Below are 19,961 nucleotides of genomic sequence, written 5' to 3'. Positions count from 1 at the left end.
TTCTTGGGCGGGTCTCTGGGACTAGACTGTCAGTGGATGTAGAAGGCACCCGGATCGGGTGCCCACCATGGTGGCCTTACGCGTCGTGGACGTAGTATTTGCCTTGAGTACCAGCTGCTTCGACCAGTTTCTCAAAGTTGTCCATCGATCCGGCAAGCTCGGTCTTGAACGGATCCCATTCGGAACGCTGATAGCCGCCGACATCCTGCCATTCGGCCAGTTGATCCGCGGTGAGGGACTGGAACTGAACGCCAGCCTTGTTCAATTCGGCCATGGCGTAAGCCCGTGCCGAGGGAACCTTGGACAGGTTCTGGTGGCTGGTCATCTCGGCGCCCCACATGATGCCTTCCTGAACGTCGGCGGGCATCGAGTTGAACCACTCGAGGTTGCAGGAATAGACCTGACTGTCCGGCACCGCTTGTGTGAAGGTCACGTTGCTGAGGATGTCCTTGAACCCAAACACGTAAAGCGCGCCAACCGACGGATCCAGCGCATCTGCCACGCCCTGCTTGATGGCCGAGGGGGTCTCGCCCCAGGCAACAGGCGTCGGGTTCGCGCCAACCATGCGGTAGTATTGCTGAAGCATTTTCGAGCCCGGAACGCGGAACTTCACACCGCTCATATCGCCGGGTGTCACGATCGGATTGCCGCCCTGACGCACAGCAACGACACGGGGGTCGATCACCACGTAGAACAGCGCCTTGAACCCTGCGGCCTCGACTTTGGGGTGGACTTCGTTCTGCCAGGTGTCGGAATGTACCAGATTGGTGAACCGCTGGTTCGAACCGCACAGGTACGGCATGTTGATCAGGTCAACGGTCGAAGCAAACGGCGCAAAGTTCGACAGCGAATGTTGCGCGGCCTGAATGGTCCCGCCCTGAACCTTCTGCACCAGCGCACCGCCTGCGCCCAACTGGCCGCCCGGGGCCAGTTTGACATAGACCTTGCCGTTGGTCGCGTTCTGGATGTTTTCCTTCAGATCAAGCTGCATGATCGGATAGCTGCGCGACGCGCCCATTACGTATGCTGTCGCGACGGTCATGATATGATCGGCGGCCTTTTCGCGCTCACTCTCTTCTTTGGCGGTCTGCGCTGCGGCCTCGGACGACCACAGGACACCGCTGGCACCGGCGACCAGCGCCGCGGTAAAGGCACCACTTGCGCTGAGCTTCAGAAAGTTGCGCCGTTCCGCAGACGCCAGTTCGTTGTTGTCGTTGTTCATAGATTGCCCTCCCAAGCAAAATTCAGCCGCCGTTTTTCGCGTCGCGATCGGCTTCCTTTTTCAGAATTGCGACAACGAACAGGATCGACGCCGCGAACAGGACCAGCATTTCTCCGACGTCGCCAAGAAATGCGCTGTTTGCAAAAGCCCCCAGCGCCACATTCGCAAAGTAGATGACAAACACGATGGTGGATGCGGCAAGGAACATTTCCGGGACTCCCTGTAGAATCAGCCCTATCTCCTTTGTAAGCGCTTACATCGATAATGCAAGCGCTTACATTGATGCTTTCTTCGCGCCCCAGAAGCGGTTAGTATTCAGAAAAAGCAAATATCGGGATCGAGAATGTCAAATCTCCGGTCGGCTCCGACCCTGGACGATGTCGCCAAGAGGGCAGGTGTTTCGACAGCCACCGTATCGCGGTGCCTGAACGATCCGCAGCGCGTGGTTCAGGCGACGCGCGACCGGGTGATGGCTGCTGTTGACGCGTTGGGATATACCCCGAATTTCGCGGCACGGGTGATGGCTGCAAAGCGGTCGTTCACCATCGGGGCGATCATACCGACAATGGAAAACGCCATCTTCGCCCGTGGTTTGCAGGCCTTTCAGGAGGAGATCCACAAGCGCGGGTACACTCTGCTGGTGTCCAGCTCTGCCTACAAACCAGAGGTCGAGGAAGAGCAGATCCGCACTCTGGTCGCCCGTGGGGCCGACGGTCTTCTGTTGATCGGCCATGACCGGGATCCGAGCATTTGCGACTATCTGGCGCGACAGAAAGTACCTGCGTTGGTCGCCTGGTCGTTTGATGCCGGGGAACAAATTCCTTCGATCGGGTTCGACAACCGGCGCGCAATGATGGCGCTGGCCGACCAGGTGATCGGCCTCGGCCACACACGCCTCGCAACGATATCGGGACTTAGTCAGGGAAACGACCGAGCCCGGCTGCGGACGCAGGGTATCCGGGACGCCATGGCGCAGAACGGTCTGCGGCCTGAATCGCTGCCGGTCATCGAAACCACCTATGAGATCGAAAACGGGGCCGATGCGTTTCGCCAGTTGATGTCAAGCGACAAGCCGCCGACGGCTGTTTTATGCGGCAACGACGTTCTGGCTGTTGGCGCGATGCATCAGGCGCGTCAAATGGGTCTTTGCGTGCCCGATGATATATCCATCACCGGGTTTGACGATATCGAACTGGCAAGGATCGTGCAGCCCGGCCTGACAACGATCCACGTTCCACACCGGGATATGGGCCGCGCCGCCGCGGTTGAGTTGATCAGCATGATCGAAACATCGTCGCTGGGGCAGTCATTGCGACTGGAAACCGGCATCGTTATGCGCGACTCTTTGGGGCGGGTAAACTGAGGTGCATGTGCAACATTCGAGGCTTCTCAAGCCGCTCGAACTAAAGCGTTGATCCCAAGCCCTTCACGAATGTAAATGCTTTCAGTGCCATAGAGGGCGTCTTCGTCTGCATCGCGCCGGGTGAAGGTTTGTCGATCCTGCGACAGCGACCGAAAGAGCAATTCATGTTGGACGAAAGAAATGGTAGCCCGTAGGGGAATCGAACCCCTCTTTCCAGGTTGAAAACCTGGCGTCCTAACCGATAGACGAACGGGCCATCCAGACCAAACAAGCACAAGTGGTAGCCCGTAGGGGAATCGAACCCCTCTTTCCAGGTTGAAAACCTGGCGTCCTAACCGATAGACGAACGGGCCACGCTGGCTTGTGGAGGGCCTTTTACGGTTTACCTTGCACCCCCGCAAGCCGAAAAACGCAAGGCTGTGAAACTTTTTTGACGTCCCCGATTTACGGGCAATTCGGCCGTCAATTGGCCTCTGCAGCGTCTTCAAGCCTCAGCTGTACGGTCTGACGGCCGCCCCAGGAATTGACCTCAAGCCGACCTGCGAAATGAAACCGCGCGCCGCCATGGTTCGACAGGCGTTCCCCCATCGGTCCATCAAAGGCGCCAAAGGCAATGGCATCCAGACCGCCGCTCATTCCATCAGACAGAGACAGTTTCAAATGCGACTCTCCCACACGTTTGGCAAAGCGCACCTGCAAATCCGGCAGCGCGTATCGTGGGGCAGGGGCACCGGCACCGAATGGGCCAGCCTGTTCGATCTGTTCCACCAACTCGACGGTTGCCGCACCGGGCATCAGGGCACCGTCAAGCTTCAGGTCGGCGGGACCGCCTTGCCCGGCGCCTTGTTTGGCCACCAGGGCGCTCAGCCGCTCCATCGCCGGTTCCAATTGGTCGCGCATAACGGTCAGACCCGCCGCCATCTTGTGACCGCCGCCTTTAACCAGCAGCCCCTCTGTGGCCAGACGTTGAATGGATGCGCCCAGATCGACGCCAGAGACCGACCGGCCCGACCCTTTGCCTTCGTCGCCGTCGAAACCGATGACGATGGCAGGGCGGTTTGCGGCCTCTTTCAGGCGCGACGCGACGATACCGACAACGCCCGGATGCCAGCCCTCACCCGCTGCCCAGACCAAAGGCGCATCTAACCCGTGCTCTTCCGCCTGAGTCAGCGCAGCAGCGCGGACGGCGTTCTCAATCTCACGCCGTTCGGTATTGAGACTTTCCAGTTTTTGCGAGATGGCCTCTGCTTCGGAAGCCGAGTCAGTGCTCAGCAGTCGTGCACCCAGATCGGCCTGGCCAATACGCCCGCCCGCGTTCACGCGCGGTCCAAGCAGAAAACCAAGGTGATAGCTGTTGGGCGCTGTGTCCATACGGGCGACGTCCGAGAGGGCTACAAGCCCCGGTCTTTTTCGCTGGGCCATGACCTTCAGCCCCTGCCGCACAAGGGCGCGATTGGCATCGATCAGCGGCGCGACATCGGCCACCGTGGCCAGCGCGACCAGATCGAGCAGGGCAATCAGGTCCGGGCCTTTGGTGCCGTCCTCTCGCAACTGCCTGCCGGCCTCGACCAGCATCAGGAAAACGACCGCCGCCGCGCAGAGATACCCAAGGTCGCCGCTCTCGTCCTGGCGATTTGGGTTCACGACCGCAACGCAATCCGGCAGCGTTTCGCCGCCAAGGTGGTGATCCAGCACGATAACGTCGGCCCCTTTTGCCGCGGCAATCGGCTCATGACTCAGGGTGCCGCAATCGACACAGATGATCAGGTCATGTAACGCAGCCAGTTCGGCCATTGCGGGAGCATTGGGTCCATACCCTTCGTCGATCCGATCCGGCACATACAGCGTCGCCTGCAATCCCATCTGGCGCAACCACACCAGCAGCAATGCTGCCGAGCTCCCGCCATCGACATCATAGTCCGCAAAGACGGCGATCCTTTGCCGGTCGCGCACTGCTTTTAGAAATCGCCGCGCGGCGACCTCCATATCTTTCATCGCGCGTGGATCGGGCAAAAGCTCTTTCAACTTGGGATCAAGAAACCCGCGCGCCTCCATCGGCGGAACGCCGCGCCGCGCCAGCACCTGACACACGGCGCGGGGCAGGTCGGTCTGCTGGGCCAACATTTCTGTTGCGCGTTCCGTTTCAGCGGCGGGCCCAAGCCAGCGCCGACCTGTCAAAGATTGCTCAACCCCTAGAAAACTCATCCCACGCCCTTTGCGAAACAAGGCCGCGCCCTCACGGACCCGGCCTCTTCATCTTTTCAAAAATACTCCCGCCGGAGGCTGCGGCGCAAGCCGCTAGGCGTTGTCATGCGACCACATCGGTGTTCGATAGGACATGCGCCGGACCGAACCGGTCTTGGACCGCATCAGCAACGTAGTGGTTTCGACCCAGCCCGGCTCGCGCTTGATGCGCGGTAGAAGTGATCCACCGGTGACGCCGGTCGCGGCAAAGATCACGTCTGCCGTAACCATCTCGTCCCGGCTATAGACGCGATCCAGATCGGTGATACCTGCCTTTCCGGCGCGGCCGCGTTCGTCATCGTTGCGGAACAGCAGTCGACCAAAGATCTGACCGCCCATGCATTTGAGCGCGGCGGCGGCCAGAACGCCCTCGGGCGCGCCACCCTGACCCATATACATGTCGATGCCGGTCACTTCACTTTCTGCACAATGCATGACGCCCGCAACGTCGCCGTCGGTGATCAGGCGGATCGACGCGCCAGTTTCCCGCACTTCGGCAATCATCGCCTCGTGACGAGGGCGTTCGAGGATGCACACTGTGATGTCGGCGGGCTCGCAATCCTTTGCCTTGGCCAGAGCCTCGACCCGTTCGCGCGGAGACATATCCAGGTTGACCACACCCTCGGCAAAGCCCGGGCCGATAGCCAGTTTGTCCATATAGACATCCGGGGCGTGCAGCATTGAACCCCGAGGGCCCATCGCGATCACGGTCAAGGCGTTGGGCATGTCCTTGGCGGTCAGGGTTGTGCCTTCAAGCGGGTCCAGTGCGATGTCGACACCCGGGCCGTTGCCAGTGCCGACCTCTTCGCCGATATACAGCATCGGCGCTTCGTCGCGCTCACCCTCACCAATGACCACCACACCGGCAATGTCCAGCAGGTTCAGCTGTTCGCGCATGGCGTTGACGGCGGCCTGATCGGCTGCCTTTTCGTCGCCACGGCCAACCAGCGAGGCCGAGGCGAGCGCGGCCTGTTCGGCCACCCGAGCAAGGCCCAGCGACAGTAGGCGATCATTGAAATCGGTCTTGGCAGCGTTCATCTTCGGTTATCCTTTGGTCAGCATGGGCGTTGATCCGGAATAGCCCGCGATTGCCGCGGGCCGCAAGGGGTCAGACCTGTTCGATTCTCAGCGCGACGGCCTCTGCGGCGACGACATCTGTACCGCGCAGCCCGTCCAGCGCCTGATCCAGCATCGAGCGCGTGGTCTTATGTGTCACAATCAGAACGGGGGCCGTACTTTCGGCATGCGCGTATTGGCGCATCCTGTCGATCGAAACACCTGCGTCGCCCAGAATAGCGGCGACCTTGGCCAGAGCGCCGGGTTTGTCATGCAAAGCCAGACGTAAATAGTAAGGCGCGGGCAATCCGGTCTGGGCAGGCTGAGCCGCTTCCAGTGTGCCGACCGGTCGGCCGAACGTTGGAATGTGAAGTCCGCGCGCCAGATCGCAGATATCGCCCATGACGGCGCTTGCCGTGGGGCCTTCGCCCGCACCGGGACCGCGTAGCACGACCTGTTCGACAGCGTCACCTTCGATCACCACCATGTTGGTGCCACCCTCAAGCTGACCCAAGGGCGAGTCGCTGGGTACCAGGCAGGGTTGCATCCGTTGCTCAAGACCACGTGCGGTGCGTTGCGCCACGCCGAGCAGCTTGATGCGATAGCCCATATCAGCAGCTTGCTGGATATCATCCAGGCTGATGCGCTGTATCCCTTCGATCTGAATGCCGTCGAAATTGGGTTTGGTGCCGAAGGCAATCGAGGACAGCAGCGCCAGTTTATGCGCCGCGTCGATGCCGCCTACATCCAGGTTCGGGTCAGCCTCGAGATACCCCAATTGGGCGCATTCTTCGAACAGAGCGTTGTAGCCCAGTCCCTGAGATTGCATCCGGGTCAGGATGTAGTTGCAGGTTCCGTTCATCACGCCCATGACACGGGTGATCTCGTTGCCCGCCAGCCCCTCGGTCAGCGATTTGATGACAGGGATGCCGCCTGCTACGGCGGCCTCGAACCGGATGACACGCCCGGCTGATTCCGCCTGTTCTGCCAGTTCCTGACCGTGGATCGCCAAAAGCGCTTTGTTCGCGGTGACAACGTCTTTACCGCTGGCCAGCGCCGCTTCGACTGACGCCTTTGCCGGCCCGTCTTCGCCGCCCATCAGCTCGACAAACACATCGATATCGTCGCGTTTCGCCAGCGCTACGGGATCAGTCTCGAACGCATAGCCGGAAAGGCTGACACCGCGATCCTTTTGCGCGTCGCGCGCCGATACGGCAACGATCTCGATGGGATGCCCGGTGCGCGCCGCGAGCAGATCTGCGTGGCGGCGAACGATCTTGACGACCCCAATGCCAACGGTGCCCAAACCCGCAATTCCAAGCCTCAGCGCCTGTGTCATTCTTTTGGGGTCCTTTCCGCTTGCATTTGCAGTTCGGGCGATACGCCCTTTGCGGGTTGCCTTAGCGGGTTCGGCGGAAGGGTGCAATCCGTCTTGGCGGGTCTGAACGCGATGCCACAGGCCAGTGCGCTGAACGACTTAGTCGATATCGACCGCTTGCAGCGCTTGCGCTTTTTCGGCCAATGCTTCACTGCGCGCCGTCAATTCTTCCTCGACTTCTTCCGCCTCGCTGACGGGGTCGACGGCCTGGCCGAGGGTGTCCGAGATCGGGATCAGCTTGGGATAGGCTGCTTTGCGCAGGGCGGGCCCCTCGCTGCCCTCAAGCTCGGGGATATCGGCGCAGGCGGCGCAGACGAGCAGCACGAGTATCAGCGGCAATGGTTTCATTGCGGACCTTTGGGTTGCGGCGTTGACTTGTGATGCACCTTTTGCCGGTCCGGTTCAAGCGGGGTTCTATCTGAACGATTGTTCAGATACGGTGGAGCCATGGCGCGTACCCAAGGTTCACATTCCGATATCACCGGCCCCCGGATCCGCAAGGCGGCGTTAAGCCTTTTTGCCCGGAACGGTTATGCTGCTGTTTCCATGCGGCAAATCGCGTCCGAAGTCGGCGTGCAGGCCGGTGCGCTGTACAATTACACGCCCGACAAACAAAGCCTTCTGTTCCGTCTGATGCACGAACATATGACCGAACTTCTAACCGCTTTCGATGACTTATCTGCGCATCAAGATCCGACGGATGCGCTCAGACAGTTCGTTGGTTTTCACATCCGGTTCCACCTGCAACGCCCGGACGAAGTGTTCATCGCCTATATGGAGTTGCGCAACCTGACGCCCGAGAACTTTGCCCGGATCGAAGCGCTGCGCCGACAATATGAAAACGGGTTGGAGGGCATTCTGAAGAACGGTCGGAGGTCAGGGGCGTTTTCGGTTGCAGATACCAAAATTGCCACTCTGGCAGTAATTGCCATGTTGAACGGCGTCATGACCTGGTACCGGACCGAGGGGCGACTGTCTTTGAACGAGGTCGAAGGCATCTATTGGGACATGGTCCACCGGTCGGTCACGGGTTGAGCCCTTTAGTCCGATATAACGCATCAATGTGCAGGTCGAATAAACGTGCCGTTTCGCAGGTCACGGAAAGCCTGTTCCAGCTCGGTGCGGGTGTTCATCACAATCGGCCCGTGCCAGGCCACCGGTTCGTCAATCGGCGCGCCGGAGATCAGCAGAAACCGAACTCCTTCTGGCCCGGCCTGCACGGTGATCTCGTCACCCATGCCAAAGCGCACCAAAGTGCGGTTGCCCGACATGTCGCGGATGTTGACCTCTTGCCCTGCGACCTCCTTCTCCAGCAAAACTCCGGTGGGTTGTGATGCGTCCGCAAAGGCCGCCTGTCCGTCAAAGACATAGGCAAAGGCGCGACGGTAGGTGTCGATCTTGAAGGTTTTTCTGACGCCCGCCGGAATTTGGATGTCCAGGTATTGCGGGTCGGCCGCGATGCCATCGACAGGACCTGTCTTGCCCCAGAACTCGCCCACGATGACCCGTACCTTTGTTCCGTCGTCATCGGTGATCTCGGGGATATCGGCGCTTTTGACATCCTGATATCGCGGCGCTGTCATCTTTTGATCTGCGGGAAGATTGCCCCACAGCTGAAAGCCGTGCATTTGGCCAGCGGCGTTTCCCTGCGGCATTTCCTGGTGCAGAATACCGGACCCGGCAGTCATCCACTGCACGTCTCCCGCACCTAATGAACCGCTGTTTCCAAGCGAGTCGCTGTGATCGACCGTGCCGGCCAGCACATAGGTGATGGTCTCAATCCCGCGATGGGGATGCCAGGGAAAACCGGCCAGATAATCCTGCGGGTTGTCATTGCGAAAATCATCGAACAGCAGAAACGGGTCCAGTTCGGACGGATCCTGAAACCCGAACGCACGGTGCAGTTTCACGCCAGCGCCTTCGCGCGTCAAAGCAGCCTTGCGGGTTTCCAGGGTTGGTCTCAGAGACATGGCATCCTCCTGTTCGTGTGACACGCAACTTAGGACCTGCGGCAAAGCGATCAATTGGCGCAGACACACTGGCACTGTGCAAGGATGATCAGAAGAGCAGGGGGGGCGCTGTCCTTCTGTTTGCAATACGGGTAAGCCGGAGGTGACGATCAGGAGCATTTCATGCAGGACGATGTTTTGGCTACAATCCAAGCTTCCCCACCCCGCCGCTGGGCTGGGGTCGGGACGCTGTGCATAGTCGGCGCATTGGTAAGCTATGCTGCGCTTGCCACGCCGCCGCAATTGGGGTGGCAGGTGTTCATGTTGGCCGCTGGGGCAACGGCTTTCTGGCTGGCGCATCGCATGTGGATTGCCACGCAGGACGGGATCGAGTTGACGCGGTCGCACCTGCGTAGCCGGTCCGGTCGCATCATCTGCGAGATTGCGGATATCGAAACCGTTGACAGCGGTGCCTTTGCCTTCAAGCCGTCCAACGGGTTCGTGGTTCTGGCCAGGACGTCAGGTCAAAACCGGTGGGAGCCCGGCATGTGGTGGCGTATCGGCCGACGGATCGGGATTGGTGGCATGACGGCTGCTGCCGAAGCCAAGGTCATGTCGGATATGCTGAAAATGCTGTTGATGGAACGGCCCGAGGCGCGTTAGCGCCGCGGACAGTTACACACACAGAGGGTCGTCGCTGGGCCCGTACAACTGATCGTGGATACGGGGGTGCGTAAAGACAAAGCTGCCCATTTCGAAATCATCGAACCCAAACCCGATGCTGAACGGCGCACGGTAGGTTTTGGTGGTTTCCACAACAATCATCTTACCATTGTTCGGCATCGTCGGAAGCGCTTCCTTCAGGAAAGTCGCATTGGCCGTAGTCAGTTGATTTTCAATGGCCTCGCCACGAATGCAGGACCACCCAACTTCATAAGTTTCTGTGGGTTCTTCGTAGATTACATATGAAATGCGCATCGAGACTGGCGATCTGGTCGCAATCATCGTTTCGAGCAGATCATACAGAGTATTGACGTAGGCCTGATTCAGGGCGTTGTCTTCGCGCGAAACGATGTCGGCAACCGCGTAGGCCGCTTTGATGTTCCGAGAGCTTTGCCGATACCCGTCGTAAAAGGTGTATGAGGCAAAAATCGACCACACCAACATTGGTATCATCAGCAACGATTCAACAGTGATGCTGCCATTTTCGCGGCGGAAGAATAGCCGAAGCCTGGCTGACAGGCGGCGCGCCAATGAGCGATCAGTTCCCTGCATCTGCAACCTCCACCGTAGGTGTTTCGCCAGCAGTACCCGCGCCACCACCGAAAGGTTCGTGCACAAATACAGTTGTCGCATGCAGTTCCCATTGACCTTCTGGGTCTGCGCTGACTGGACCGCCGATCATGGTAAAGCCCCAGACCGGCGACACCTCAAGGCACGCGCGCAGCATCATAAGTTCGTTTGAAGACCCCTGATCAAAGGCGATTGCGCCCGGTCCCACCGGGTCGGGGTCGCGAATTTCCGCAGGAGTATCGACGCAGAAGGGTGTCGGGTTGATCTGATTTCCGACGCGTGGGTCGATCGACTTCATTTCAAGCGCCAGATCATTGAGGCAGCTGGGCGAATTGTTGAACCCCTGGCAAATCATGCGTTTCAGCAGATCATGATCCCAGTCATCCTCACCCTCGGGCAACCGGTTCAGACGGACCTGACGCACTGTTTCGTCAAGCGAGCGTTCGAGGTTGGCGTGGCTGAAGGACATCAGCCCCAGGTCGATGCCGGACCACCCAAAATAGACGAAGACCGGGAACCAGAACAGGAACTCGATCGTCGAGGCGCTGCCGTCTTCGCTGCGGCGAAACCGCCGCAGGCGTGCTTTGAGCGATGGTCTCATTGGGTCAGTCTCAGGTTCTGAATGGTTGCGCTGATCGAGTCGAAGACGCCCACGATCTTGGCTCCGGTAGCCTCGTAGTAGCGGTTGTCCTTGACCGCGCAGTCCCGCAGCATTTGCTTGACACCTTCCGGTGCCTCGTAGGCGATCGAGAAAATGAGAACTTCCTCTTCTTGCGCCTTTTGGCAAAGCGAGACAACGCGCGGGTCTTTGTTCCACTGTCTCAGTTCTGTTGTGGAGTCGTTCCAGAACTCGTTGGCCTCGGTGCTGCCCCGGGCATTATAGAGCAGGTTGTAGACGGCCTCTTTTTGCGTATGGGCCCACACATCCGGCCATTCCAGATTCTCTGATGTTCCATAGCCGTTGTCGTAGTAGTACGACGAACTGCTAGTCCGGTAGCATTGGCCGTTATAGTAGTCGAGGCAGCGATACCGCTTGAACCTGAGTGGAGTGACTCCGTCATCCTCGGTCGCGCCATATGCGTGATCTTGATAATAGTTCCGCGTCCAGCGCGTGCCGTCGCCATGGCGAACTGTCCGCCGGACATCCGACCAGGTATAGTGATCGTCGTCTTCATCATAGACAGAATAGGTTTGGGCGGATTCATTCCAGAAGATATCCGACTCGCCCGTATTGTACGGCGGATTCACCTTATGCTGTCTGGTGTTTTCGCCGTCAGTCATGAGGACCAGAACCTTCAGCGAATCTGCGGTTTTGTTGCGCCCTGGGCGCTTGTTGAACTCGCTGGGGATCGCAGAAGTCTGGGACAGGCGCGCGATCAGCGGTTGAACGCTGTCATCCAACAGGGTCAGACCCCATTTCAGACCCACATCAATCGAAGTCCAACCGTCCGCCTGAAGCAGTTCGATCTGATCTTCCAGAACGTCGGGGTCCTTCTGCAGGATCGCCATCGCACGCTCGTCAATACCCGCTCTCTCTTTGCGGCAGGTCGTGCTGTTGACCAATCCATCGTCGTATCTGTAGTCGTTTCGACCATAGTCGACAAAGTGCAGTGTCTGGGGGACGAAATCGCCGGGTTGTATCACATTCCCGTTCTCGTCTTCGATGTCGTAATAGGTGAAATCGGTTTTCGTAAAGTCCGAGGAACCGAAATCGATACAGTTGGCAACTTCGTTTCTGCCAAGCGTCTTCAACTCATCCATCAGGAAATCAGGCACCGAAACTTGCTCGGAATAGGGGATGACCGAGATCGACAGCTTTCCGTCTTCTGACTTTTCGTCCATCTCATGCACAAAATCGATGGCCGCCGTTTTCAGATTGGTCAGCTTGGTACCGCGCATCGAGCCCGACACGTCCAGAACCAGCGAAATCTCGACGTTGCCGATGGATTCCTCGGCCACGCTTGCGGCAGACGAGCCCAGCGTGTCGACACCGCTCCACTGCATGAAATGGGTCTTTACCCGCATTTCCGCCTGCGCCTCAACCCGGCGCTTGCCCGCAAGCCTTGCATTCTGAGCCCCGCATGTTTCGGGTGTAACGACGATGCTGTCTTCGATCAGATACTGATCCAGGTTTTCTTTTGCCAGATAGTCGCGGACAACGTCTTTGGGGCAAAGTTCCTGGTCCAGGTCCGCAGCGGCCAATACTGCGCGGTCCAGAGCGTATTGCAGCTTTACGCGTTCGCGGTCATACCGCATGGTGTCCACGGCGAACCCGGCAGCGGTAAATACGATGATGACAAGAAACAACGTCAGGATGGTCATCGACCCGTCAGTCTCTTCCGCAAATCTGCGCAGTCGCCGCACATGGAAAGGGGCGTTGCTGGATTCTCCGAATTTCGACTTCCTATTGAACTTGTGCATATCGAATTCCTTTGTCGGCCAGATGCACCGTCGATAATTTCAACGTTAATAATTTAGAGATGGATCGTGGCGAGATTTGGGCACGCCAGCCACTATGCTGCTCTTATTGCGCGAAAATTGTCCTTAGTTATGGGTCTTTTTGCCCCTTTGTTTCCTGGGGCCGGACAATCGCGCGGTCGTTACCGGCGATGGCGACTCACCCCGTTGCTCACGCGGCGGGTTCGCAAAACGATGAAAAAAAGTGCAGATGAGAATTGCAGTTAAGGCTCAGTGGTGCGACAAAAAGTCATGACGAATGTCACCTGCCAACACGGAGGACCAGATGACCGGCACAAATGAACCCAGCTTTCGAGAGAGTGTTGATCTGATGTTTAACAGGGCGGCGTCCCTGATGGATTTGCCGCCCGGGCTGGAAGAAAAGATCCGTGTTTGCAACGCCACCTACACCGTCCGGTTCGGGGTGCGCCTGCGGGGGCAGATCCAGACTTTCACCGGCTACCGGTCGGTTCATTCCGAGCATATGGAACCGGTGAAAGGCGGTATCCGCTACGCTCTGGCAGTGAACCAGGATGAGGTCGAGGCGCTTGCTGCGCTTATGACCTATAAATGTGCTTTGGTCGAGGCGCCCTTTGGTGGATCCAAAGGTGGGCTATGCATCGACCCACGTAAGTATGAAGAGCACGAGTTGGAGCAGATTACCCGCCGCTTCGCCTATGAACTGGCCAAGCGAGACCTGATCAACCCGTCTCAGAACGTTCCGGCCCCGGATATGGGAACCGGCGAACGCGAGATGGCCTGGATGGCTGATCAATACGCGCGGATGAACACAACGGATATCAACTCGCGTGCCTGTGTGACGGGCAAGCCGCTGAATGCCGGTGGTATCGCGGGCCGGGTCGAGGCAACCGGGCGCGGCGTGCAATATGCGCTGCGAGAGTTTTTCCGCAATCCCGAAGACGTCAAGAAGGCGGGGATGTCCGGCACCTTGGACGGCAAGCGTGTGATCGTTCAGGGCTTGGGGAATGTGGGGTATCACGCCGCCAAATTCCTGAGCGAAGAAGACGGATCGCTGGTCACTGGCATCATCGAATGGGATGGTGCGCTGTTCAATCCCGAGGGCATTGACGTTGAATCGGTGCGCCAGTGGATCGTCAAACATGGCGGCGTCAAAGACTATCCGGATGCCACGCATACCGCCGAAGGCGGCGCGGTGCTGGAAGAGGAATGCGATATTCTGATCCCGGCGGCGCTTGAAGGTGTTATCAACCTGTCCAACGCGGAACGGATCAAGGCGCCCCTGATCATCGAGGCCGCAAATGGTCCGGTGACCGCCGGTGCGGACGAAATCCTGCGCAAGAAGGGCACCGTGATCATCCCCGACATGTATGCGAACGCGGGCGGTGTGACGGTTTCCTATTTCGAATGGGTCAAGAACCTGAGCCACATCCGCTTTGGCCGGATGCAGCGTCGGCAGGAAGAATCCCGGCACGAACTGATCGTCAGCGAGCTGGAGCGGCTGGATCGCTATCTGGGCGATGCCTGGTCAATGTCACCGGATTTCAAGTCCAAGTACCTCAAGGGTGCGGATGAGCTTGAACTGGTGCGCTCGGGTCTGGATGACACGATGCGGATCGCCTATCAGGCGATGAGCGAGGTGTGGCATGACCGGTCCGACGTGGATGATCTGCGCACCGCAGCTTATATGGTGGCCATCGACCGGGTGTCGAAAAGCTATCGCGCCAAGGGTCTGTGAGCCCGCTAGCGCGCAAGCGATCGGGCCGGAAACGACGGCCCGGTTGCCATTTGGGTCCTCTGCTGGCAGTTTTCTGACTGAGCGGGGGATCATCGCGTTTCGCTGATATTGGTCGCGCACAGACAAGCCTTTGTCGAAAACGAAGGGGTTTGTCGGTGCCGCCTTGGTACTGATTGTCAGGACAGATGTACTGCGCAGATGCCCGCAGGGAGGTTTGAATGCGTTTTTCCGGCTTGCGTGTCCTGAAAGAGGGCCTGACCGGCAACAAGGGCTGGACGCCACACTGGCGCGATCCCGAACCCAAATCCGAATATGACATCGTCATCATCGGCGGCGGTGGGCATGGGTTGAGTACGGCCTACTACCTGGCCAAAGAATACGGTCTGACCAACGTGGCCGTTCTGGAAAAGGGCTATATCGGCGGGGGCAATGTCGGGCGCAATACGACCATCGTGCGGGCAAACTATTTCCTTGAAGGCAATTCCCAGTTCTATTCGCACTCATTGAAGCTGTGGGAGGGTCTTGAGGAAGACCTGAACTACAACGTCATGCACTCGCAGCGTGGCATCATCGGTCTGTTCCATTCCGATGCGCAGCGAGATGCAGCGGCTCGGCGCGGCAACATGATGATTAGCCAGGGCGACGATGCCGTTCTCTTGGGGCGCGACGAATTGAAAACGATGCTGCCCTATCTGAATTTCGATGATCTGCGCTTTCCGCTTTATGGTGGTCTGTATCACCCGCGTGGCGGAACGGCGCGGCACGACGCCGTGGCCTGGGGTTACGCGCGCGGTGCCGATCAGCGCGGCGTTGACCTGATCCAGAATTGCGAAGTGACCGGGATCGACATTAAAAACGGTGTCGTGCGCGGGGTTCAGACCTCTCGCGGTCCGATCCTCGCCAAGAAAGTTGCGATGGTTGCAGCAGGTCGGTCGGGGCAGGTCGCCGCAATGGCTGGAATGCGCTTGCCGATTGAAAGTCACGTCTTGCAGGCGTTTGTGACCGAGGGGCTGAAGCCCTGTATCGATCATGTAGTGACCTTCGGGATGGGCCACTTCTATATCAGTCAGTCCGACAAGGGCGGACTGGTCTTTGGCGGTGATCTGGACTTTTACGCCTCTTATGCGGCGCGGGGGAACCTGCCGACGGTTGAGAGCGTGATGGAGGCCGGGATGGCGCTGATGCCGATGATCGGCAAGGCGCGCGTGCTGCGGTCATGGGGCGGGATCATGGATATGTCGCCCGATGGCTCTCCGATAATCGACAAAACGGAAACCGAAGGGCTCTATCTGAACTGCGGCTGGAACTACGGCGGGTTCAAGGCGGTGCCGGGCTCGGGCAATGTGTTTGCGCATCTGATCGCCACGGATCGGTATCATGAAAATGCCACCGGCTTCCGACTTGATCGGTTCCGCACCGGGCGCGGGATCATCGATGAAGAGGGCAAAGGCTCTCAACACAATCTGCATTGAGTTGGGGCGATGTCGGGTTTGAGTATTTGTGAAAAGATGAAGCAGGGGGCGCAGAGATGAGGATCACCTGTCCATATTGCGGCGAGCGGGATCGCCGCGAGTTTTATTATCGCGGGGCGGCGGTTGATCTGAATCGCCCGGCACCGGATGCGGGCGAGGACGCCTGGGACAATTTTGTCTACCTGCGCGACAATCCGGCTGGGTCTACTCGTGAGCTGTGGTGTCACGAGGGCGGCTGTGGCGCCTGGATCGTGGTAACCCGGGATACCACGACGCATGAAATGCTGGGTTCGGAACTGGCGTCTGGGGTGAACGCATGAGGGTCGCGGGCAAAGGATTGATCGACCGGTCCGAGACGGTGTCGTTTGTCTTTGACGGCGTCACCTACACGGGTTTCCGGGGCGATACGCTGGCTTCGGCCCTGCTGGCCAATGGCATTCGCTTGATGGGGCGGTCGTTCAAATATCATCGCCCGCGCGGTGTGCTGACCGCAGGCAGCGAAGAGCCGAATGCGCTGGTGACCGTTGGAGAAGGGTCCACACAGGACCCGAATGTGCGCGCCACGATGCAGGAGATCTATCCGGGGCTGGTGGCGCGCAGCCAGAACCGCTGGCCCAGCCTCAATCTGGATCTGATGGCGGTCAACGATCTGGCAGCGCCGTTTCTGGGGGCAGGCTTTTATTACAAGACATTCATGTGGCCGAAGAGCTTTTGGGAAAAGCTCTATGAGCCGGTGATCCGCCGTGCTGCGGGTTTGGGCGCGCTGTCTGGGCAGGACAATTCTGACAAATACGAAAGCGCTTATGCGTTCTGCGATCTTCTGGTCATCGGTGCCGGGCCTGCTGGGCTGATGGCGGCTCTGGTCGCCGGGCGGGCCGGGGCGGATGTCTTGCTTGTGGACGAGCATGCCCGCATGGGTGGGCGTTTGTTGGCCGAGACCTACGAGATTGACGGCAAGCCCGGCCCGGTCTGGGCTGACGAGGTGCTGGATGAATTGCGAGGGATGGACAATGTCCGCATTATGACCCGCACAACGGTTGCAGGCGCCTATGACCAGGGTACTTATGCCGCGTTGGAGCGTGTTTCGCACCATACCGATCATCGTCCCCACGGCGCTCCGATTGAAACCTATTGGCGGATCGTGGCGAAGCGGTCCGTGCTGGCGGCGGGTGCTTTGGAGCGTCCTGTGGCCTTTCGCGACAACGATCGCCCCGGGATAATGAATGCGGGGGCCGTGCGCGCCTATCTGAATCGCTGGGGTGTCAGCCCGGGCCGGAACGTGACCATCTTTGGCAACACGGATGACATTCATCGCACCGCACGGGATCTGCTGGATGCCGGTATCCATGTGGCTGCCGTGATCGACTGCCGCCACGACGCGCCCATGTCCGCCGACTATGAGGTGCTGCACGGTGCGCAGGTCTGTGGCAGCGCTGGTCGCAAGGGGCTGGAATCGATTACTGTCCGCCGCGCCAGTGGCGAGGAAAGTATCCATACCGACTGTCTGGCGATGACCGGCGGATGGAACCCGGCGGTGCACCTGACATGCCATATGAACGGCCGCCCGACCTGGAACCGCGACATTGAGGCGTTTGTTCCCACTCCCGGATCGGTTCCGGGCATGATCACCGCAGGGGCCTGTAACGGGTCATTCTCGACCGGTGCGTGCTTGCGCGATGGACTCAAGGCTGGCGAAGCTTCGGTGACGGAACTGGGGTTGAAGGTGCCAAAGGTGCCTGTTCCGGTGGCAGAGGACGACCCATACACTATTTCGCAGCTCTGGGCGGTGCCCGGTAAAGGGCGGGCCTGGCTGGATTTCCAGAACGATGTGACGGTGAAGGACGTCAAACAGGCCGCGACTGAAAACTTCCGCTCGGTCGAACACATGAAACGCTATACCACCCAAGGGATGGCGACGGATCAGGGTAAGAATTCGAACGTGGCGGCGCTGGCCATTTTGGCGGATGCGACCGGGCGGGGGATACCTGAAACCGGGACCACCACGTTCCGTCCTCCATACTCTCCGATCGCGATTGCGGCGCTGGGTGCGGGGGCCGAAGGTCAGGCGTTCAAACCACAGCGGTTCACCACGTCGCATGCAGCGACCTTGGCACGCAAAGCGCCGATGATCGAGGCGGGCCTGTGGTATCGCCCCAGCTATTTCCCAAAGGATGGCGAGGCTACGTGGCGGCAATCCTGCGACCGCGAGGTCAATATGGTGCGACAGTCCGTCGGCGTGTGCGATGTCTCAACCCTCGGCAAAATCGACGTTCAGGGCCCCGATGCAGGGGCGTTTCTGGACTTCATCTACACCAACATGTTCTCGACGCTGAAGGTCGGCCGCACCCGCTATGGGTTGATGCTGCGCGAGGATGGGTTTGTCATGGATGACGGCACCACCGCGCGGCTGGGTGAAACCCACTACGTGATGACCACAACCACCGCCGCTGCGGGTGAGGTGATGAAACATCTGGAATTCGTCCACCAGGGCCTGTGCCCGAACATGGACGTCTCGTTCACTTCGGTCACTGAACAATGGGCGCAATTTGCCGTCGCCGGGCCGAAATCGCGCGAAGTGCTGAACGGCCTGTTGGACGAGGAAATAGACGATGAAAGCTGGCCGTTCATGGCCTGCGGCCCGGTCTCGGTGTTTGGGGTGCAGGGGCGGCTGTTCCGTATTTCCTTCTCGGGCGAGCACGCTTACGAAATCGCCGTACCCGCGCGCTATGGGGCAAGTCTGTTCGATATCCTGACCAAGTGGGCCGAAGCCTTGGGTGGTGGGCTCTATGGCATGGAGGCCCTGAATGTCCTGCGGATTGAGAAAGGGTTCATCACCCATGCCGAAATCCACGGACGCACGACTGCATATGATATTGGCATGGGGCGGATGGTGTCTCAGAAAAAGGACTGTATCGGAAAAACCATGTCCGAACGCCCCGGTCTGGAAGAAGCAGGGCGCGAACGGCTGGTGGGCCTCAAACCGATCGGCGAGAGCCGGGAGCTACTCTCCGGCGCACATCTCTACAAGGAAGAGGCCGAACCGGTTCGCACCAACGACCAGGGGTATATAACCTCGGTTTGTTATTCGCCGACTTTGGAAACGATGCTGGGCCTTGGCTTCTTGGCCGATGGCCCTGAAAGATATGGTGAAATCGTCAAGATGGTGGATCATCTACGCGGTGTGACAACGCTGTGCGAAGTGGTGAACCCGGTCTTCTTTGACCCAGAGGGAGGGCGCGTTCGTGGATAAGCTGATAGCCAAGTCGCCCTGCGACGGGTTGTTGCCTCTGACCGTCGGAGCAGTGACGATGAGCGAAGTGGAGGTGGAGTCGATCCATTCGATTTCGCCACTGAAGGGCCAAACGAAAGCTGTGTCGGACGCCATGAAGGCCGCGCTTGGAATGACCTTTCCGGCGCCCAATCGTGCAACTGGCAAAACGGGTTCCCGCGCCGTTTGGTTCGGTCCTGAACAGGCCATGCTGATGGGACCAGAGCCCGAGGCCACATTGTCGGATCTTGCAGCGGTCGTAGACCAGTCCGACGCCTGGGCCGTTGTTCGGCTTGAAGGGGCCGGGGTCGAAGACGTTTTGGCCCGCCTGGTGCCTGTCGATCTGCGCGCGGTTCATTTCAAACGTGGTCATACAGCACGGACGCTGTTGTTTCACATGACCGCGTCGATCACGCGCGTTGGCGAAAATGCGTTCCAGATCATGGTGTTCCGATCAATGGCTCAGACCTTGGTTCACGATTTGAAAAGGGCCATGGAAGGTGTCGCCGCGCGCGGGTAAGCTGCGCTGAAAGAAACGATTC

18 protein-coding genes and 2 tRNA genes are annotated in these 19,961 nt (G+C 59.1%); 8 read left to right on the top strand and 12 right to left on the bottom strand.

Features of this window, described 5'->3' with window-relative positions; genetic code table 11:
• Positions 1 to 76: 76 nt before the first annotated feature.
• Together ACR0JA_RS05300 and ACR0JA_RS05295 are read right to left on the bottom strand one after the other, a co-directional pair.
• Entirely contained in the window at positions 77 to 1,222 is a 1,146-nt protein-coding gene (locus tag ACR0JA_RS05300; RefSeq protein ID WP_480570960.1) for a TRAP transporter substrate-binding protein, read from the bottom strand.
• A 22-nt stretch (positions 1,223 to 1,244) separates the two neighbouring features.
• Positions 1,245 to 1,430 (bottom strand): hypothetical protein, encoded by a 186-nt coding sequence (locus ACR0JA_RS05295; RefSeq protein WP_480570957.1) that lies wholly within the window; start codon positions 1,428 to 1,430, stop codon positions 1,245 to 1,247.
• A 135-nt stretch (positions 1,431 to 1,565) separates the two neighbouring features.
• Here ACR0JA_RS05295 and ACR0JA_RS05290 point away from each other — a divergent pair, with 135 nt between their 5' ends.
• Positions 1,566 to 2,585, top strand: a complete 1,020-nt coding sequence (locus tag ACR0JA_RS05290) for a LacI family DNA-binding transcriptional regulator (protein WP_480570954.1) — start codon at positions 1,566 to 1,568, stop codon at positions 2,583 to 2,585.
• A gap of 181 nt (positions 2,586 to 2,766) precedes the next feature.
• Here ACR0JA_RS05290 and ACR0JA_RS05285 read toward each other — a convergent pair.
• From ACR0JA_RS05285 to ACR0JA_RS05260, 6 genes are all read right to left on the bottom strand, one after another.
• Positions 2,767 to 2,841, bottom strand: a tRNA-Glu gene (locus tag ACR0JA_RS05285).
• Positions 2,842 to 2,863: 22 nt separating this feature from the next.
• Positions 2,864 to 2,938 (bottom strand) — tRNA-Glu (locus ACR0JA_RS05280).
• 109 nt (positions 2,939 to 3,047) lie between these two features.
• Positions 3,048 to 4,790 carry a single-stranded-DNA-specific exonuclease RecJ gene (recJ, locus tag ACR0JA_RS05275; RefSeq protein WP_480570952.1) on the bottom strand — a complete coding sequence of 581 codons (1,743 nt, stop codon included), beginning with the start codon at positions 4,788 to 4,790 and terminating at the stop codon, positions 3,048 to 3,050.
• 93 nt (positions 4,791 to 4,883) lie between these two features.
• A complete protein-coding gene (gene glpX / locus ACR0JA_RS05270; protein WP_480570949.1) occupies positions 4,884 to 5,867 on the bottom strand; it encodes a class II fructose-bisphosphatase in 984 nt (327 codons plus the stop codon).
• A gap of 70 nt (positions 5,868 to 5,937) precedes the next feature.
• Positions 5,938 to 7,224 (bottom strand): homoserine dehydrogenase, encoded by a 1,287-nt coding sequence (locus ACR0JA_RS05265; RefSeq protein ID WP_480570946.1) that lies wholly within the window; start codon positions 7,222 to 7,224, stop codon positions 5,938 to 5,940.
• A gap of 138 nt (positions 7,225 to 7,362) precedes the next feature.
• Positions 7,363 to 7,611, bottom strand: coding sequence for a hypothetical protein (locus tag ACR0JA_RS05260; protein WP_480570943.1), 249 nt, complete (start codon positions 7,609 to 7,611; stop codon positions 7,363 to 7,365).
• 99 nt (positions 7,612 to 7,710) lie between these two features.
• Here ACR0JA_RS05260 and ACR0JA_RS05255 point away from each other — a divergent pair, with 99 nt between their 5' ends.
• Positions 7,711 to 8,298: a TetR/AcrR family transcriptional regulator gene (locus ACR0JA_RS05255; RefSeq protein ID WP_480570940.1), complete on the top strand. Its 588-nt coding sequence runs from the start codon at positions 7,711 to 7,713 to the stop codon at positions 8,296 to 8,298.
• Between the two features lie 23 nt (positions 8,299 to 8,321).
• On the opposite strand, the gene ACR0JA_RS05250 is transcribed toward ACR0JA_RS05255, so the two are convergent.
• A complete protein-coding gene (locus ACR0JA_RS05250) occupies positions 8,322 to 9,233 on the bottom strand; it encodes a pirin family protein (RefSeq protein WP_480570937.1) in 912 nt (303 codons plus the stop codon).
• A gap of 162 nt (positions 9,234 to 9,395) precedes the next feature.
• Here ACR0JA_RS05250 and ACR0JA_RS05245 point away from each other — a divergent pair, with 162 nt between their 5' ends.
• Positions 9,396 to 9,875 (top strand): hypothetical protein, encoded by a 480-nt coding sequence (locus ACR0JA_RS05245; RefSeq protein ID WP_480570934.1) that lies wholly within the window; start codon positions 9,396 to 9,398, stop codon positions 9,873 to 9,875.
• Positions 9,876 to 9,887: 12 nt separating this feature from the next.
• Here the strand turns inward: ACR0JA_RS05245 and ACR0JA_RS05240 are convergent, their stop codons facing one another.
• The 3 genes from ACR0JA_RS05240 to ACR0JA_RS05230 are packed head-to-tail and all read right to left on the bottom strand — an operon-like array spanning position 9,888 to position 12,926.
• Positions 9,888 to 10,487 (bottom strand): TadE/TadG family type IV pilus assembly protein, encoded by a 600-nt coding sequence (locus tag ACR0JA_RS05240; protein ID WP_480570931.1) that lies wholly within the window; start codon positions 10,485 to 10,487, stop codon positions 9,888 to 9,890.
• On the bottom strand, positions 10,474 to 11,106 hold the full coding sequence (locus ACR0JA_RS05235; protein ID WP_480570928.1) for a TadE/TadG family type IV pilus assembly protein: 633 nt from the start codon (positions 11,104 to 11,106) through the stop codon (positions 10,474 to 10,476). Before ACR0JA_RS05235 ends, ACR0JA_RS05240 begins: the two co-directional genes overlap by 14 nt.
• The gene (locus tag ACR0JA_RS05230) at positions 11,103 to 12,926 is read right to left on the bottom strand and encodes a pilus assembly protein TadG-related protein (RefSeq protein ID WP_480570926.1); all 1,824 of its coding nucleotides are present in this window, start codon (positions 12,924 to 12,926) and stop codon (positions 11,103 to 11,105) included. The genes ACR0JA_RS05235 and ACR0JA_RS05230 overlap by 4 nt, the downstream gene beginning before the upstream one ends.
• A 322-nt stretch (positions 12,927 to 13,248) precedes the next feature.
• On the opposite strand from ACR0JA_RS05230, the gene ACR0JA_RS05225 reads away from it, so the two are divergent.
• The 5 genes from ACR0JA_RS05225 to ACR0JA_RS05205 all read left to right on the top strand — a co-directional run bounded on the left by ACR0JA_RS05225 (position 13,249) and on the right by ACR0JA_RS05205 (position 19,939).
• Positions 13,249 to 14,679, top strand: a complete 1,431-nt coding sequence (locus tag ACR0JA_RS05225; RefSeq protein WP_480570925.1) for a Glu/Leu/Phe/Val family dehydrogenase — start codon at positions 13,249 to 13,251, stop codon at positions 14,677 to 14,679.
• 218 nt (positions 14,680 to 14,897) lie between these two features.
• A complete protein-coding gene (locus ACR0JA_RS05220) occupies positions 14,898 to 16,151 on the top strand; it encodes a sarcosine oxidase subunit beta family protein (protein WP_480570922.1) in 1,254 nt (417 codons plus the stop codon).
• Positions 16,152 to 16,207: 56 nt separating this feature from the next.
• Complete coding sequence (locus ACR0JA_RS05215) at positions 16,208 to 16,471, top strand: sarcosine oxidase subunit delta (RefSeq protein ID WP_480570919.1); 264 nt, start codon at positions 16,208 to 16,210, stop codon at positions 16,469 to 16,471.
• A complete protein-coding gene (locus ACR0JA_RS05210) occupies positions 16,468 to 19,401 on the top strand; it encodes a sarcosine oxidase subunit alpha family protein (RefSeq protein WP_480570916.1) in 2,934 nt (977 codons plus the stop codon). Before ACR0JA_RS05215 ends, ACR0JA_RS05210 begins: the two co-directional genes overlap by 4 nt.
• Positions 19,394 to 19,939: a sarcosine oxidase subunit gamma gene (locus ACR0JA_RS05205; protein ID WP_480570914.1), complete on the top strand. Its 546-nt coding sequence runs from the start codon at positions 19,394 to 19,396 to the stop codon at positions 19,937 to 19,939. The genes ACR0JA_RS05210 and ACR0JA_RS05205 overlap by 8 nt, the downstream gene beginning before the upstream one ends.
• Positions 19,940 to 19,961: the final 22 nt, after the last annotated feature.

The organism is Ruegeria sp. AM4, from assembly GCF_056540665.1.
Note: the sequence above shows the minus strand (reverse complement) of the source record. Positions and strands in the feature narration are given on the sequence as shown.